Genomic DNA, 15,005 nt, shown 5'->3' with positions numbered 1-15,005 from the left:
TGACCGGCCCCGGCCACTCCCGCCGCCGAGCTACCCCGCCTCGGCCATGCGCCTCCACTGCTCGTCGCTGAGCACCAGGTCGGTGGCCTCGATCGCCTCGTCCAGCTGTTCCAGGGAGCTCACGCCCACCAGCGGCACCACCTTCGGGTCGCCGCCCATCAGCCAGGCGAGCACGACCTGGTTGCGGGTGGCGCCGGTCTCGCGGGCGACCTCGTCCAGGACGGCCAGGCGGGCGGGGGTCCCCGGGTGGTCGTAGGCCCGGTCCAGATCGGCGGCCTTCTCCGGCCGGGTGTAGGCGCCCCACAGCAGGGAGGTGTAGGCGACCAGCGTGTAGTCGCGGCCCTCGGCGGTCTCGGCGCGGACGAAGTCCAGGAGTTCGGGCGTGGCGTGCATGTGGCCCGCGGACCGCAGCGGCACGTCGAGGCGGGGCTGGAGGTAGCTGTACCGGTACTGGAGCACCCGGGGGCGCGGCCAGCCCCGGGCCTCGGTGACGGCGCGGGCCCTCTCCAGCTTCCAGGCGCGGTGGTTGCTCAGCCCCAGGTGGGAGACGGCGCCCTCGTCGACCAGCGCGGCGAAGGCCTCCAGGGTCTCCGGGAGCGGGGTCCCGGGGTCCTCGTTGTGGGCGTAGAGCACGTCCAGGCGGTCCGTCCCCAGGCGCTCGCGGCTGCGCTCGGCGGCCGTCGCCACGGCCCGCGCCGACAGCCCCTCCTTGGTCTCCATCCCGGTGCCGGGCACGGTGGGCTGCGCGCCGAGCTTGGTGGCGATGACCACCTCGTCGGTGACGCCGCGCTCGCGCCGCCACCGGCCCAGGAAGGTCTCGCTCTCGTGTCCCTCGAAGCCCTCCACCCAGAACTGGTAGCAGTCGGCGGTGTCCACGAAGGTGCCCCCGGCCGCCACGAAGCGGTCGAGCAGCGCGGCGGAGGTGGCGTCGTCGGTCTCGCTGCCGAACTTCATCGCCCCCAGGCACAGGGCGCTGACGCGGCGGTCGCCGATGGTGGTGTAACGCATCAGGAGGTCTCCTTGAGGGGTTCGGGGGCGCGGGCCGCGAGGACGCCGCGGTAGTAGTCGATCTTGTGCTGGATCACCGCCTGGCACCGGCGCATCTCCTCCATGCGCTCGTCCAACCGCTCCTGGTGGCCCTGGAGCAGGTCCAGGCGGTCGGGAACGGTGTGCTCGCCCTCGCGGATGAGTTCGGCGAACTCGCGCAGCCGGACGATGGGCATGTCGGTCTCGCGCAGGCACCGGATCATGTCCAGCAGTTCGACGTCGTCGGCCCGGTAGCGGCGGTGCCCGCTGGGGGAGCGCTCGACCCGGCGCAGCAGCCCCGCCTTCTCGTAGTAGCGCAGGGTGTCCAGGGTGAGGTCGAAGCGCTGCGCGACCTGGCCCGGCGTGTAGTAGTCCCTCATGGACAGCAAGCATGGGACCTGGAGCGCACTCCAGGTCAAGGGAGAAGGGGAAAAAGCCGTCTAGGTCTCGCTGGCGCGGATCGCGCCGACCACCGCGGCGGTGAGGTCGTCGATGATCTCCTCCTCCCCGACCTCGGGGTGCTCCAGCCACCACTCCCCCGCCGCCTGCACCATGCCCACGACGGCGTGCGCGACGATCTGGGAGCGCGGGCGGTCGCCGACGCGCCCTTCGGCGACGAGCTGGTCGGCGAGTTCCTCGCCCAGGCGGCGGACCATCATGCCCAGGTCGCCGCGGGTCCGGGAGTCCTCGGAGGTGGCCCGGTCCATCAGGAACCGGTAGAGGTTGAGGTTCTGGGAGATCATCGACAGGTAGGCGCCGACCGTGGCGCGGGCCCGGACCTCGAACCCGGTGTGCTGGTGCAGCTCCTCGCGGATGCGCTCGATGAGCGGGTCCACGTGGCGCCGGGCGAGCGCCCGGTACAGGCCGCCCTTGTCCCCGAAGTGCCGGTACAGGATCGGCTTGCTGATCCCGGCCTCGGCCGCGATGACCACCATCGACGCGTCCGGGCCGTCGCGCTGGATCACCCGGTCGGCCGCGTCCAGGATGGCGCGGCGCCGCTCGGGGTCGCGCCCGCGCGCGCCCCGCCCCCCGCGCGGGGCGGCCGGGGCCTCCGGCGCGGGCGCGCCGGAGGCGTCACTGCTGTCGGTCAGCGCGGTCGGCCGCGCGCGTTCGAGTGCCACAAGGGTTCACGGTAGCGGCTCGCGCAGCCCCGGATCAGGCCCGGAGCGCGATCCAGGTGGCCCGCGCGAGGGCCAGGAGGCGGCCCGCGCCGTCGTGGAGGGCGCTGGCGGTGGTGATCTTGCGGCCGTCGACCGCCTCCAGGTGTCCCATCACCACGTGGGCCTCACCGATCCGGGGCACCTCGTCCACGCGGACGGTGATGCGGCCCAGGAGGGCGGGGCGGCCGGAGATGGCGCTGGGGCCCGTGCGGGCCGATCCGCACCAGTCGGCCCCACGATCCCGTCCCGCCCCATCGGCGTCTCCCTGGCAGTACACCTCGGGCTCCGTTCGGTCCCTACTGGCAGCCGCCGACTCCGTCCGTCCCCTGTTGATTCCGCGCTTGGGAACGAGACCCGTCAGCCCTAGGCCTTCGGTCCGTTCTCTTCCCACCATTCGACGAACTTGCGGACCGATCCATCAAAGTCGGACTTGATGATCCGGTGGATGGCGATCTGGTCGTGGCCCTGGACCCAGTCCCGGCGTGTGAGTTCGCCGCACCCACACCGACAGGGCGTGAGGTCGGCCTGGTCCTCGAAGTAGGCGACAGGGTTGCGACTTCCGGAAGGCATGGGGTCAGGCTGACCGACGAGCCTGTCGTGCAGGGGGTGGCCGGGTTTCAGAACGGTTCCGTTGAAGGCGCGTCGATCCGCGGAATCGGAGAGGGCCCACTCGTCGATCTCGATGACCTGACGAATAACGTCACCGCCAACGAGAACAGCGTAACTTTCAGCCTCGGCCCGCTCGGACAGCCGCCACCAACCGCGACCCGCGTCGTAGATCTCCTGCTCGGACATCGTGGGGTCCCAGCCGATCAGCTGACGCGAGAGGAAGGGATGTTCGTTCACCTGGTAGTTACGCGCGCTCAGTCGAATGCGGATCATGTAGCCCTCCAGACGGGTTTCTACAGCACCTTACTTAACCTTGACCCAAGAGACACGGTTAAGACAAGTTAAACCCGAATACCGTGTTGCCACTTAAGAACCTTAAGGGTTCTCCCAACACCGAAGGCAAGTGAAGGCCCCACCGGGGTCCAACGGCACCAAGCCCTCACAGAGCGCGGACCGGTGGCCCGGGGGAATACGAAGGGGCGATCGCTCCCGGGAACTCCTCCCATGGACCGCCGCCCCGAAGATCGCCGTGTCGCGGTGCCAGCGCTCCACGGGGTACTCCCCCGCACAGCCGTTGCCGCCGAGGGTGCGGCGGAAGCGGTGAGGACAGCAGGAGACCCCGGCCAGGCGTCGGCGCGGGCAGGCGCAGGCAGGGTGGGGGGCGCAGGCGTTCCAGCGGGCGAGGCGGAGGTCAGACGTCGACCTGCATGACGGCCTCTCCGTCGCCGATCTCGGGGAAGGCCAGGGTGAACCTGTTCCCGTCCGCGAGCATGCCGCTGCCCTGACCGGCCTCCTTCAGCGTGATCGTGGTCGAGCCGCCATCGGAGCGGTTCTGCTGCAAGGTCACCTCTCCCCCGGCGATCGACCCGATCACGATCTCCGTGGCGCCCGCCTCCTCCGGAACCGGGATTCGGTCACCGGGTTCGACGGTGACCCGGCACTGCCCGTCCTCACAGGAGGCGAGATCCCTGCCCTCCTCCGGCAGGTCCGCCAGGGTGGGAAGGCCGGCGGACGCGGAGGGCGGGGCGCTCGGGGAGGCCGGGGCGGAGGGCGACGCGGAGGCCGGGGGCTCGTCGTCGGCGGAGGGGAGGCAGGAGGCGCCCGGGCACAGGAGCAGGGGGAGCGCGAGGAGGAGGCGGACGGAGGCCGTCCGAGGGGGCGTGGAAGGAACTCGAACCCGGGGGGAGGGTAGGCCCATGCCCCCAGTTTAGGCCGCGAACCCCGCCGGTACAGGGGTTTCGGCCGCCGGAACCGCCCGGTCACGCTCCGGTGCGCCCCGGAGGGGGCGGGGCCGCGGGGCCGATGCGCCACCGGTCGCCGTCAGGACCCGGCGGGTGCGCGGGGCGCCCCGTGCCCGGGCACGGCGTTGTGGCAGGCGAAGCCAACTGTTACCGTTAGTAACACATACTGGCCCCTCCCCCGGAGGGCCCCGACAAAGGATGTGAGCGCATGAGCGAGGCCACCGCGCCCGGCTTCAGCCTGGAACTGAGCGAGGACGTCCGCGAGGTCCGGGACTGGACCCACGGGTTCGCCGCCGACGTCATCCGCCCCGCCGCCGCCGAGTGGGACGAGCGGGAGGAGACCCCCTGGCCGATCATCCAGGAGGCCGCCAAGATCGGCCTGTACTCCCTCGACTTCTTCGCCGACCAGTGGCTGGAGCCCAGCGGCGTCGGCATCCCCGTGGCCTTCGAGGAGCTGTACTGGGGCGACCCGGGCATCGCCCTGGCCATCACCGGCACCGGCCTGGCCGCGGTGTCCGTCGCCGCCAACGGCACCCAGGAGCAGCTCTTCGAGTGGACGCCGCAGATGTTCGGCACCCCCGACGACATCCGCCTCGCCGCGTTCTGCTCCTCCGAGCCCGACGCGGGCAGCGACGTCTCGGCCATCCGGACCCGCGCCGTCCACGACCGGGCCAAGGACGAGTGGGTGCTCAACGGCACCAAGACCTGGGCGACCAACGGCGGTATCGCCGACATCCACGTCGTGGTCGCCTCGGTGGAGCCCGAACTCGGCTCGCGCGGGCAGGCCACGTTCATCGTGCCGCCGAACACGCCGGGGCTGAGCCAGGGGCAGAAGTTCGCCAAGCACGGCATCCGCGCCTCGCACACCGCCGAGGTGGTCCTGGACGACGTGCGCGTGCCCGGCTCGTGCCTGCTGGGCGGCAAGGAGAAGCTCGACGAGCGCCTGGCCCGCGCCCGCGAGGGCAGGGGGTCCAAGGGCCAGGCCGCGATGAAGACCTTCGAGGCCTCCCGCCCCACGGTCGGCGCGATGGCGGTGGGCTGCGCCCGAGCCGCCTACGAGTACGCCCGCGACTACTCCACCCAGCGCGAGCAGTTCGGCCGCCCGATCGGCGAGAACCAGGGCGTGGCCTTCGCCCTGGCCGAGATGGCCACCCGCATCGACGCGGCCCGCCTGCTGGTGTGGCGCGCGGCGTGGATGGCGCGCAACGACAAGGACTTCGACAGCGCGCAGGGCTCGATGAGCAAGCTCTACGCGAGCGAGACCGCCACGTTCGTCACCCAGAACGCGGTGCGCATCCTGGGCGGCAACGGCTACACCAGGGAGTACCCCGTGGAGCGCTGGCACCGCGACGCCACCATCTTCACGATCTTCGAGGGCGCCAGCGAGATCCAGAAGCTCATCATCGGCCGCGCCGTCACCGGCTTGCCGGTGCGCTGACGCACCGGTGTGCCGCCGTGCTCCGGCACGCGCGAAGGAGGGGGGTCGGCGCGCGCCGACCCCCCTCCTTCGCCTGCCCCGCCGGGCCCGCCGCTCAGTCGACGCTGTGCTTCTCCAGGAAGGTGTAGACGTCGTGCTCGTCCACGCCCGGGAAGCTCCCCGAGGGCAGCGCCGAGAGCACGTGGGAGTGCGCGCGGGCCGAGGGCCACACGTTGCCCTCCCAGCGCGCGGCCAGGTCCGCGGGCGGGTGCACGCAGCACTCGCCGCTGGGGCAGTTGGACTTGGTGCGGTTGGTGGTCTCGCGCCCGCGGAACCAGCGCGACTCCTTGTAGGGCACGCCCAGGGTGATGGCGAAGTTGCGCTCGCGGCTGGGGTCCACGTGCGCCACGCACCAGTGGGTGCCGTTGGGCTTGTCCGTGTACTGGTAGTAGATCGAGTAGCGGTCCGGTGAGGCGAAGACCTGGCGCCCCGACCACTGGCGGCACATGCGCTGGCCCTCGATGGCCCCGGTGTCGTCGGTGGGGAAGACGAGGCCGTCGTTCTCGTAGGCCTTGTAGATGATGCCGGTCTCGTCGTTGCGGATGAAGTGGCAGACCAGGTCCAGGTGGCGGTGGGCCAGGTTGGTGAACCGGTGCGCGGCCATCTCGTAGGAGACCGAGTACACGTCGCGCAGGTCCTCCACCGACAGGTCGCGGGCCTGCTTGGCCTCCTGGAGGTAGCGCACCGCGGTGGTCTCGGGGATGAGGACGGCGGCGGCGAAGTAGTTGGCCTCCACCCGCTGGCGCAGGAAGTCGCCGAAGTCGCGCGGCCTGCCGTGGCCCAGCACGACGTGGCCCAGGGTCTGGAGCAGGATCGTGCGCGGGCTGTGCATGCCCAGCGTGGTCTCGCGCTTGAGGTAGATGCGCCGGTTGACGTGGTCGGTGAGGGAGCGCACCGAGCGGGGCAGGTCCTGCACGTACTTGAGGGAGAACCCGTGGTGGGTGGCGATGGCCAGGATCTGCCCCTGGGACAGGGCGCCCGCGGTGTAGTTGACGGCGTCGAGGGTCTGGGCCGCCGCCTTCTCGATGTGCTCGAAGTAGTTGCCGCGCTCGCGCATCTGGCGGCGCAGGTCGGCGTTGGCCCGGCGTGCCTCCTCGGGGGTGGCCGTCGGCTTGGCGCTGCGCCGCCGGAGCTCCCCGTACAGGCCCACGATGTGTTCGAGCACGTCGTTGGGGACCCGCTTGCCGATCCTCAGGTGCGGCAGGTTCAGGTCCTGGTAGAGGGTGTCGCGCTGGGCCTCCTCGACCGCGATCTCCAGCTGCGCGCGGCGGCTCGGGGGCTGCTTGGACAGCAGTTCCTCCACCGAGACGCCCAGCGCCGATGCCAGGGAGGTGAGGAGGGAGAGCTTGGGCTCGCGCTTGCCGTTCTCCAGCAGGGAGAGCTGGGAGGGGGCCCGGCCGACGCGTTCGCCCAGGTCGGAGAGGGTGAGGCCGCGCGCCCGCCGCAGGTGGCGGAGCCGCTGACCAAAGGTGACGAGATCCAGGTCACCCGTCAAAGACGGTATTTCTTCAGCACCAAAGTACGCCATGGCTTCATAGTACGGAAAGAAACGTCGATCTTCGCAAGATTTCCGATGGAAAAGCCTCGGAAGTTGCCCAAGAATCTAGTTACCGGCGGGGAACTTACCGCTCAGGGCTCACCCCCTGGCTCTGACCCGGCCTTCTCGACCGGTGCGAACACTTGGGGACTACACGTAAGGCGGGATCGAACATGGGCACCAGCGCTCGACGACAGGAAGCCAGCGCCGAACTCCAGCGCGACTGGGAGACCAACCCCCGGTGGGCCGGTATCGAGCGCACCTACTCCGCCGACGACGTGGTCAAGCTCCGCGGTTCGGTCACCGAGGAGCACACCCTGGCCCGCCGCGGCGCCGAGCGCCTGTGGGACCTGCTCCACACCGAGGACTACGTCAACAGCCTCGGCGCCCTCACCGGCAACCAGGCGGTCCAGCAGGTCCGCGCCGGGCTGAAGGCCATCTACCTCTCCGGCTGGCAGGTCGCGGCCGACGCCAACCTCTCGGGCAACACCTACCCCGACCAGAGCCTGTACCCGGCCGACTCGGTCCCGGCCGTGGTCCGCCGCATCAACAACGCGCTGATGCGCGCCGACCAGATCACCTGGGCCGAGGGCGACGACAGCGCGCCCGAGTGGCTCGCGCCGATCGTGGCCGACGCCGAGGCCGGGTTCGGCGGCGTCCTCAACGCCTACGAGCTGATGCGGGGCATGATCGCCTCCGGCGCGGCGGGCGTGCACTGGGAGGACCAGCTGGCCTCCGAGAAGAAGTGCGGCCACCTGGGCGGCAAGGTCCTCATCCCCACCGGGCAGCACGTCAAGACGCTCAACGCCGCCCGCCTGGCCGCGGACGTCGCCGGCGTCCCGTCCCTGGTCATCGCGCGGACCGACGCCCAGGCCGCGACCCTGATCACCAGCGACGTCGACGAGCGCGACCAGCCCTTCATCACGGGCGAGCGCACCGCCGAGGGCTTCTACCGCTTCCGCAACGGCGTCGAGGCCTGCGTGGCGCGCGGCCTGGCCTACGCCCCGCACTCGGACCTGCTGTGGATGGAGACCGCCACCCCGGACCTGGAGGTGGCCCGCGACTTCGCCGAGCGGATCAAGGCCGAGTACCCGGACCAGATGCTGGCCTACAACTGCTCGCCGTCCTTCAACTGGAAGCGCCACCTGGACGACGCGACCATCGCCAAGTTCCAGCGCGAACTGGGCCACATGGGCTACAAGTTCCAGTTCATCACCCTGGCGGGCTTCCACTCGCTCAACTACTCGATGTTCGACCTCGCCAAGGGCTACGCCCAGAACGGGATGACCTCGTACGTCGAGCTCCAGGAGGCCGAGTTCGCGGCCGAGTCGCGGGGCTACACCGCCACCCGCCACCAGCGCGAGGTCGGCACCGGCTACTTCGACTCCATCAGCACGACCATCTCCCCCGAGGCCAGCACCACGGCTCTCACCGGCTCCACCGAGGAAGACCAGTTCTCAGCGGCTCACTGACACTGGTCTTCGTTCCCAGGAGGCCGTCCCTCCCCGCTTTCGTGGCTGGGGCGGGGCGGGCGGCCTCCGCCCCCTAGCCGTCGGCCATGCGCGCTCCGTGTCACACGCGCATGGCCGGCGGCTCGTCCCGTGCGCGGCGTCCGCCGCATCCGCCCCCGGCCGCCCCGGGCGCGGGTCCGGCCCCCGGAGGGACGGGGGCGCCCTGCCCGCCCGCGCGGCCGGGCCCTAGGCTGGCCGCTGCACGGGGCCGCGCCCCCGCGGCCCGCCCGCAGATCCGGAGGTTGGGCTTGAAGATGTTCGAACCGCTCCTCACCGCCCTGGCCGCACTGCGCCGGGTGCTCGCCGTGGGCGCCCTGGCCACCGTCGTGGTCCTGGGCACCGCGGCCTGCGACGACCTCATGCCGAACGTGGACGTCGAACAGGGCGACGACGGGGACGACGGCGGCAACGATGACGGTGGAGACGACGACGGCGATGACGGGGACGACGACGGCGGGGACGACGACGGCGGGGACGACGACGGCGGGGACGACGACGGCGGGGACGACGACGGCGGGGACGACGACGGCGGGGACGACGACGGCGGTGATGACGGAGACGATGACGGCGGCGACGACGGCGAGGACTGAGCCCGCGCCCCGCTGACCCGCTGCCGCCGCCGGGCACGTCCCGGGCGGCGGCGCGGGTCGGCCTCCCCCTCCTCCCCCGCGCGTCCGCCCCCTCCCCCGTCCGCCGGACGGCGCGGCCCCGACACACCGCAGCCCGTCACTCTCCGCGCTTTCCTGGCCACGGACACGGAGCACGCCTAGTGTGGGTCACGGACGGATAACACCCGGCTCGTGCCCGCCGCCCGGAACCGGGCGGCCCCCCGGCACCAGCCGCGACCCGAGGGAGTCAGCGATGAGCTTCGAGGACATCAGCAGGCAGACCATGACCGCCCTGCGCCGGGCGCTGGCGGGCTCGGCGATCGCCGCCGTGGCCGTGTTCGGCGTCGCGGCCTGCGAGGACCCCGAGGGGGCCGACGCCCCGACCGTGGACACCCCGGGCGACGACCAGGGCGACGAGGACGACGGCGGCCAGGAGAACAACCAGGACGGGGGCGAGGACGACGACGGCGGGAACGAGGACAACGGCGGCGAGGGCGACATGGAGAACAACGACACCGACTGACCGCCCCCGGCGCCGGCACGGCCGCCCGGACCGGGGCGGGCCCTCGGGCCGCGCCCCGGTGCGCCCTCGGCCCGCCCCGCTCCCCCAGGTCACCGGCCCCCGCCGACAGCGCGTACATTGCAACGCGTGACCGACAAGACCCACACCCCGGACGCCGGACTGCCCTCCGGGGCGCCGCCCGCCCCCTCCGTCCCCGTCGAGCGCGGCCTGCTGCGCTGGGAGATCCTGTGCGTGCTCGCCCTGTCCCTGGGCGCCGCGGCGGTCTCGGCGACCATCTCCTTCCTGGGCGTGCTCACCGAGCCCCAGTCCCTGGCCGAGCAGACCGCCAGCCTGGTGCGCCCCCGCGCGGACCAGGAGCGCCCCTGGCTGGACCTGTCGTGGCAGCTGTTCGCGCTGGCCAGCGCCCTGGTCCCGGTTCTGCTGGTGGCCTACCTCCTGCGCCGCTCGGGCGACTCCTCGGCCACGATCGGCTTCGACGTGCGCCGTCCCGGCTTCGACCTGGGCGCCGGAGCCCTGCTGGCCGCGCTGATCGGCTTCAGCGGCCTGGCGCTGTACGTGGTCTCCTGGCAGCTGGGGCTGACGGTCACGATCAGGCCCAGCACCCTGGCCGGGAACTGGTGGGACGTGCCCGTCCTGGTGCTCCAGGCGGCCAAGAACGGGATCCTGGAGGAGGTGATCGTGGTCGGCTACCTGCTGCACCGGCTGGGGCAGCTGGGGTGGACGCCGTGGAAGGCGGTGTTGGCCAGCTCGGTGCTGCGCGCCTTCTACCACCTCTACCAGGGCGTTGGGATGTTCTTCGGCAACCTGGTGATGGGACTGGTCTTCGGCTGGTTCTACCTGCGCTACGGACGTGTGATGCCCCTGGTGGTGGCGCACACGGTCATCGACGTCGTGGCCTTCGTCGGCTCGGTCTACCTCATCGGCCGTCTGGACTGGCTGCCCTCGTGAGGCCGCGGGCGGCGATGGCGTCCTCCAGGTAGCGGGGGCGGCCCAGGAACAGGCCCGTGGCCAGGTTGACCACGACCAGCGCCGCCAGCAGGAGCAGGGGCGCGTGCCAGCCGCCGCTGACCTCGCGCAGCAGTCCGAACAGGAAGGGTCCCGCACCGCCCATGAGGTAGCCCAGGCTCTGGCTGACGGCCGAGAGCGCCGCCGTCCCCGCCCCGGTGCGGGTGCGCAGCGCGAAGGCGGTCAGGGCGAAGACGAAGCTGCCCATGCCGATCCCCACGAGCGTGGTCCAGGCCCACACGCCGGACAGCGGGGCGAACCACAGCCCGGCCACCCCCGCGAGGTAGGCGGCGGAGAAGGCCAGCACGAAGGGGCGCTGGTCGCTGGCCCGGGTCAGCAGCGTGGGCAGCACCAGGGACATGGGGATGCCCAGGACGGTGAGGTAGGACAGCGCCAGGCCCGCGGTCTGGGCGTCCATGCCCTGGTCGCGCAGCATCTGCGCGTACCAGCCGAACATGATGTAGGCGACCGAGGACTGGGTGCCGAAGTAGAGGACGGACTGCCAGCCCAGGCCGGTGCGCAGCACCTGGTTGAAGCCCAGTGCCTGGGAGGCGTCGCCGCGCGCGGGCTCGTGGCGCAGCACCAGCAGCCAGGGGACGGCGGCCACGACGCCGAAGAGCGCGTAGGCGCCCAGCGCCGCGCGCCACTCGCCGGTGGACTGCTCCAGGGGCACGGTGGCCGCGGCGGCGATGGTGGTGCCCAGCGCGAGGCCGGTGGTGTACACGGTTGTCATGAGGCCCACGCGGTCGGGGAAGTGCTCCTTGACCAGGGCGGGCAGGATGACGTTGCCGACCGCGCCGCCGGACAGGGCCACCACGCTCAGGGCCAGGAACATCCACGGCTCGGGGGCCGCGGCGCGGGCGGCGAGGCCGACGGTGAGGGCGACGAGCGCGTAGACCAGCAGGTGGTGCTCGCCCAGGCGGCGCCCCAGGACGGGGGTCAGGCCGCCGAAGAGCGCGAAGCACAGCACGGGCAGGGTGGTGAGGATCCCCGCGCCGACGGCGGTCATGCCCAGCCCGGCGGTCACCTCGTCGAGCACGGGGCCGACGCTGGTGATGGCGGTGCGCAGGTTCAGGGCCGCCAGGGCGATCCCGGCGGCGAGCAGCAGCAGTGCCGCGCGCGGGGGACGGCTCGGGGCGGTCCGGCCTGCGGCGGGGCCGCTCGTCACGGGTGTGCGGGGGGCTGGTCCGGCGCTCATGGAGGCGACTCGCAGAAATTCATAGGATGACCCGATGTACTTCATGAGGATAACGCATTACCGTTCAAAGCCAATTCCCGACGTTAACTGGTCTAAGCTCCGGCCTTAACCGTTCCGTACCTGTGCGCTGGCCCAGTCATCCGGCGACCCGCCCCTAGGAGGTATACGCGTGCCCCTCGCCTCGACACGCCGGACCGGTCTCGTCGACCAGGTCATCAGTCAGTTACGAGCACAGATCGACTCGGGCGAGTGGGGTGTGGGCGACCGCATCCCCACCGAGTCGGAGCTCTCCGACCAGCTTGAGGTGGGCCGCAACACCGTCCGCGAGGCGGTGCGCGCCCTGGCCCACGCCGGGCTGCTGGAGATCCGCCAGGGGGCGGGCACCTTCGTGCGGGCCTCCAGCGAACTCGGCGGCGCCCTGCGGCGCCGTCTGGAGCGCTCCCGGCTGCGGGAGAACCTGGAGGTGCGCCGCGCGCTGGAGGTGGAGGCGGCCCGGCTGGCCGCGCTGCGCCACAGCGACGAGGACATGGCCGACATCGACCGCGCCATGGCGCTGCGCGAGGCCGCCTGGCGCGAGCGCGACATGGGAGCGTTCGTGGAGGCGGACTTCACGTTCCACCGCGCGGTGGTCAACGCCACCCACAACACCCTGCTCATCGACCTGTACGACGACATCGCGCAGGTGGTGTACGCGAGCATCGCGCACACGGCCTACGAGCAGGGCGCCGAGGCGACCGACCGGCCCTCCTCGGCCACCGACGGCGTGGACCACTCCAAGCTGACCGAGGCGATCCGCGACGCCGACGCGGCCGGGGCCGCGCGGGAGGCCACCTGCTACATCGACGAGCTGCTCTCGTTCACCGAGGACTGAGCAGCCCGCGTCGGACCCGGTCCGGCCGAGCGGCGCCCCGAAGGCCTGGGAGCGTTCGCATACGCTTCCGGGCCGGTGCGCACGCGCCGGGTCCGACCCGCCGCCGAGGGGCCCGCCCGGACCGCCGCCGAGAGGGCCCACGGCTCACTCCCGCGGGTCGCCCGCGGCCTAGCGCGGCCAGACCCGCGAACGGGCCGCAGAATGGCCCTCGGCGCCGCGCGCGGCGGTGTCGCGCAGGGCACCCAGGGTCCGCGGGCGCCCGGAGCGCCGCGAGCGGTGCTCGGAGCGGTCCTCCCAGCCCGCGACCCGAGAGGGGTCCAGGCCGAGCAGGTCCAGGGTGCTCTCCCCCGCGTAGACGGCGTCGATGATCTCGCGTTCGCGCGAGACGCTGTCCACGGTCGCGGCGATGATGGAACCGACCTGCCCCCGGGGCAGGCACACCACGCCGTCGTCGTCGGCGACGATCCAGTCGCCCCGGCGCACCGGCAGGGGCGCGGGGCCGCCCGGCGTCATGCTGATCTGGCGGCCCACCGAGCCGCCCGCCTCGTGCGCGGCCTCGCGGACCGCGACCCCGGCCCCGAAGACCGGCAGCGCGCACCGGGCGATGGCCGCGATGTCGCGGACGCAGCCGTCCAGGACGATGCCCGCGACCCCGCGGGTGCTGGCGGCCACGGCGAGGATCTCGTCGACGTAGCCGTACTCGGCCTCCCCCGCCACGTCCACCACCAGGGCGGAGCCGGGCGGGGCCTGGGCCACGGCGACGTGGATGGCGAGGTTGTCCCCCGGCGTGCAGCGGACCGGGAAGGCGGTCGCCGCGAAGGCGGCCCCCGGCCAGACGGAGAACAGGTGCGTCCCGAACGGCCGGCCGCCGCACCGCGCGAGCGCCACCGTGCCCAAGGCCGTCAACGTATCCGCCAGTGCCACGTCAGCCTCCCACTACACCCGCGCCCGGTGCGGCCGGTACGGACCGACCCCTTCCCATACTCACCGGTAACTTAAGCGTGACGCAAGCCATGCACGCCGGAAACACGTAAAAATGCTACCGCTGGTTACAGATACGGACGGAAGAGGCCGCCCGCGCCTACCCAGCGTGCCCGCCGCCGGGGACCGCCGGTCCGCGGCGCGCTCCTCTCCGTCCGTCGCGCCGCGGATCACCGACCCCTACTAGGGCGCCACCCACTCCAGCGGGCGGTCGCCCCCCTTGCGCTCCTTGCGCACCGACAGGTGGTCCCAGGACTCCACGTAGCCGACCCCCGGAGTGGCGCGCACCCCCTCCAGGGCCTCCACCAGCTGGCAACGGTCGGGCGCGGTGAGGGTGCCGATGACGTCGTAGCGCCCGAAACCGCTGGCCAGGAAGGAGATCCTGGGCATGTTCGCCAGCGCGGCCCCCAGCAGTTCGGCGTCGCCCCGGCAGCGCAGGCCGAAGCCCAGCCGCTCGTTGGCCCCCACCGCCGTGGGCTCCACCAGCGCGGTCACGTGCACCACGCCGGAGTCGAGCAGCCGCACCACCCGCGAACGGGCCGCGGCCTGCGACAGCCCCACCTGGCGGGCCAGGTCCGCGTAGGAGGACCTGCCGTCCCTGAGCAGCTGCCGCACCAGGCGCCAGTCCAGGGCGTCCAGTTCGATGTCGCGCAGCTCCCGGACGCTGCTGTGGGCGTCCTTGAACACCGAGTTCGCGCGGAAGACCTCCGCGCCGTCCACCCCGGGCAGCGCGCGCAGCTCCGAGAGCTCCTTGGTCAGGGCCGCGTCGTCGGCGACCCGCACCTGCGCCACGGCCGGGAACCGCCCGGCCGAGTGCGCGGCGAAGGTCACCGCCTCCCTCTCCCCCAGCGCGTCCAGCATCGGCCCCACGGAGCCGCTGACGCGGAACGACACGTGGCTGAGGACCTCCATTCCCACGACCCCGGCGTGCAGCACCCCGACGATCCTGATCGCCCCGGACTGCACGAGCTGGCGCACTCTGGCGCGTACCGCGGTCCTCGACAGACCGACCCCGTCGGCCAGTGCCTGGAACGTCGCTCGGCCGTCCCCTTGCAGCGCGCGCATGAGCGCGGTGTCAACCGCATCGAGCACGATGGCTTGCCTTTCGTTCCCATGACGCCGCCCTTCCCCCGGACGACGCCCCCTCCTGCGGCCAGATCATCGCAGCTACGGCGTGCTCGCACTACTGATCGCCAAAGAAATCGGTTGATCTCCACCTTTGGCGGCGCGGGAGGGGCCGACCAACGCCCCATCCGCC

The 15,005-nt window shown here is 72.2% G+C and carries 16 protein-coding genes; 6 read left to right on the top strand and 10 right to left on the bottom strand.

Annotation, left to right across the window (positions count from 1 at the left end; genetic code table 11):
* Positions 1 to 30 precede the first annotated feature (30 nt).
* The 6 genes from PV789_RS11525 to PV789_RS11500 all read right to left on the bottom strand — a co-directional run bounded on the left by PV789_RS11525 (position 31) and on the right by PV789_RS11500 (position 3,993).
* Positions 31 to 1,008, bottom strand: coding sequence for an aldo/keto reductase (locus PV789_RS11525; protein WP_274977407.1), 978 nt, complete (start codon positions 1,006 to 1,008; stop codon positions 31 to 33).
* A complete protein-coding gene (locus PV789_RS11520; RefSeq protein WP_274977406.1) occupies positions 1,008 to 1,406 on the bottom strand; it encodes a MerR family transcriptional regulator in 399 nt (132 codons plus the stop codon). The genes PV789_RS11525 and PV789_RS11520 overlap by 1 nt, the downstream gene beginning before the upstream one ends.
* Before the next feature lie 60 nt (positions 1,407 to 1,466).
* Positions 1,467 to 2,147, bottom strand: coding sequence for a TetR/AcrR family transcriptional regulator (locus PV789_RS11515; protein ID WP_274977405.1), 681 nt, complete (start codon positions 2,145 to 2,147; stop codon positions 1,467 to 1,469).
* A 34-nt stretch (positions 2,148 to 2,181) separates the two neighbouring features.
* Positions 2,182 to 2,463 (bottom strand): hypothetical protein, encoded by a 282-nt coding sequence (locus PV789_RS11510; RefSeq protein ID WP_475468423.1) that lies wholly within the window; start codon positions 2,461 to 2,463, stop codon positions 2,182 to 2,184.
* 86 nt (positions 2,464 to 2,549) lie between these two features.
* Entirely contained in the window at positions 2,550 to 3,068 is a 519-nt protein-coding gene (locus PV789_RS11505) for a hypothetical protein (RefSeq protein ID WP_274977404.1), read from the bottom strand.
* Positions 3,069 to 3,486: 418 nt separating this feature from the next.
* Entirely contained in the window at positions 3,487 to 3,993 is a 507-nt protein-coding gene (locus PV789_RS11500) for a hypothetical protein (protein ID WP_274977403.1), read from the bottom strand.
* Between the two features lie 251 nt (positions 3,994 to 4,244).
* Here PV789_RS11500 and PV789_RS11495 point away from each other — a divergent pair, with 251 nt between their 5' ends.
* Complete coding sequence (locus tag PV789_RS11495; RefSeq protein ID WP_274977402.1) at positions 4,245 to 5,474, top strand: acyl-CoA dehydrogenase family protein; 1,230 nt, start codon at positions 4,245 to 4,247, stop codon at positions 5,472 to 5,474.
* 94 nt (positions 5,475 to 5,568) lie between these two features.
* On the opposite strand, the gene PV789_RS11490 is transcribed toward PV789_RS11495, so the two are convergent.
* Positions 5,569 to 7,008: a helix-turn-helix domain-containing protein gene (locus PV789_RS11490; protein ID WP_274977401.1), complete on the bottom strand. Its 1,440-nt coding sequence runs from the start codon at positions 7,006 to 7,008 to the stop codon at positions 5,569 to 5,571.
* A 215-nt stretch (positions 7,009 to 7,223) separates the two neighbouring features.
* Between PV789_RS11490 and aceA the strand changes: the two genes are divergently transcribed.
* The 4 genes from aceA to PV789_RS11470 all read left to right on the top strand — a co-directional run bounded on the left by aceA (position 7,224) and on the right by PV789_RS11470 (position 10,640).
* Positions 7,224 to 8,522: an isocitrate lyase gene (gene aceA / locus PV789_RS11485; RefSeq protein ID WP_274977400.1), complete on the top strand. Its 1,299-nt coding sequence runs from the start codon at positions 7,224 to 7,226 to the stop codon at positions 8,520 to 8,522.
* 287 nt (positions 8,523 to 8,809) lie between these two features.
* Positions 8,810 to 9,151, top strand: a complete 342-nt coding sequence (locus PV789_RS11480; protein ID WP_274977399.1) for a DNA primase — start codon at positions 8,810 to 8,812, stop codon at positions 9,149 to 9,151.
* Positions 9,152 to 9,422: 271 nt separating this feature from the next.
* Positions 9,423 to 9,692, top strand: a complete 270-nt coding sequence (locus tag PV789_RS11475; RefSeq protein ID WP_212640409.1) for a hypothetical protein — start codon at positions 9,423 to 9,425, stop codon at positions 9,690 to 9,692.
* 126 nt (positions 9,693 to 9,818) lie between these two features.
* Positions 9,819 to 10,640: a CPBP family intramembrane glutamic endopeptidase gene (locus tag PV789_RS11470; protein ID WP_274977398.1), complete on the top strand. Its 822-nt coding sequence runs from the start codon at positions 9,819 to 9,821 to the stop codon at positions 10,638 to 10,640.
* Here the strand turns inward: PV789_RS11470 and PV789_RS11465 are convergent.
* The gene (locus PV789_RS11465; protein WP_274977397.1) at positions 10,609 to 11,895 is read right to left on the bottom strand and encodes a CynX/NimT family MFS transporter; all 1,287 of its coding nucleotides are present in this window, start codon (positions 11,893 to 11,895) and stop codon (positions 10,609 to 10,611) included. The genes PV789_RS11470 and PV789_RS11465 overlap by 32 nt on opposite strands.
* Positions 11,896 to 12,064: 169 nt before the next feature.
* On the opposite strand from PV789_RS11465, the gene PV789_RS11460 reads away from it, so the two are divergent.
* The gene (locus PV789_RS11460; RefSeq protein WP_047870336.1) at positions 12,065 to 12,766 is read left to right on the top strand and encodes a FadR/GntR family transcriptional regulator; all 702 of its coding nucleotides are present in this window, start codon (positions 12,065 to 12,067) and stop codon (positions 12,764 to 12,766) included.
* Between the two features lie 168 nt (positions 12,767 to 12,934).
* Here PV789_RS11460 and PV789_RS11455 read toward each other — a convergent pair whose 3' ends face one another.
* Positions 12,935 to 13,663: an RraA family protein gene (locus PV789_RS11455; RefSeq protein WP_274978115.1), complete on the bottom strand. Its 729-nt coding sequence runs from the start codon at positions 13,661 to 13,663 to the stop codon at positions 12,935 to 12,937.
* 267 nt (positions 13,664 to 13,930) lie between these two features.
* Positions 13,931 to 14,839 (bottom strand): Lrp/AsnC family transcriptional regulator, encoded by a 909-nt coding sequence (locus PV789_RS11450; RefSeq protein ID WP_274977396.1) that lies wholly within the window; start codon positions 14,837 to 14,839, stop codon positions 13,931 to 13,933.
* Positions 14,840 to 15,005 lie beyond the last annotated feature (166 nt).

It is taken from the genome of Nocardiopsis camelliae, from assembly GCF_028993595.1.
Classification (GTDB): domain Bacteria; phylum Actinomycetota; class Actinomycetes; order Streptosporangiales; family Streptosporangiaceae; genus Nocardiopsis; species Nocardiopsis dassonvillei.
Note: the sequence above shows the minus strand (reverse complement) of the source record. Positions and strands in the feature narration are given on the sequence as shown.

Excerpts from the sequence above, each read along its gene's own strand:
- PV789_RS11525 (WP_274977407.1), bottom strand. The coding sequence starts at position 1,008 with ATGCGTTACACCACCATCGGCGACCGCCGCGTCAGCGCCCTGTGCCTG.
- PV789_RS11520 (WP_274977406.1), bottom strand. The coding sequence starts at position 1,406 with ATGAGGGACTACTACACGCCGGGCCAGGTCGCGCAGCGCTTCGACCTC.
- PV789_RS11505 (WP_274977404.1), bottom strand. The coding sequence starts at position 3,068 with ATGATCCGCATTCGACTGAGCGCGCGTAACTACCAGGTGAACGAACAT.
- PV789_RS11500 (WP_274977403.1), bottom strand. The coding sequence starts at position 3,993 with ATGGGCCTACCCTCCCCCCGGGTTCGAGTTCCTTCCACGCCCCCTCGG.
- PV789_RS11495 (WP_274977402.1), top strand. The coding sequence starts at position 4,245 with ATGAGCGAGGCCACCGCGCCCGGCTTCAGCCTGGAACTGAGCGAGGAC.
- aceA (WP_274977400.1), top strand. The coding sequence starts at position 7,224 with ATGGGCACCAGCGCTCGACGACAGGAAGCCAGCGCCGAACTCCAGCGC.
- PV789_RS11475 (WP_212640409.1), top strand. The coding sequence starts at position 9,423 with ATGAGCTTCGAGGACATCAGCAGGCAGACCATGACCGCCCTGCGCCGG.
- PV789_RS11465 (WP_274977397.1), bottom strand. The coding sequence starts at position 11,895 with ATGAGCGCCGGACCAGCCCCCCGCACACCCGTGACGAGCGGCCCCGCC.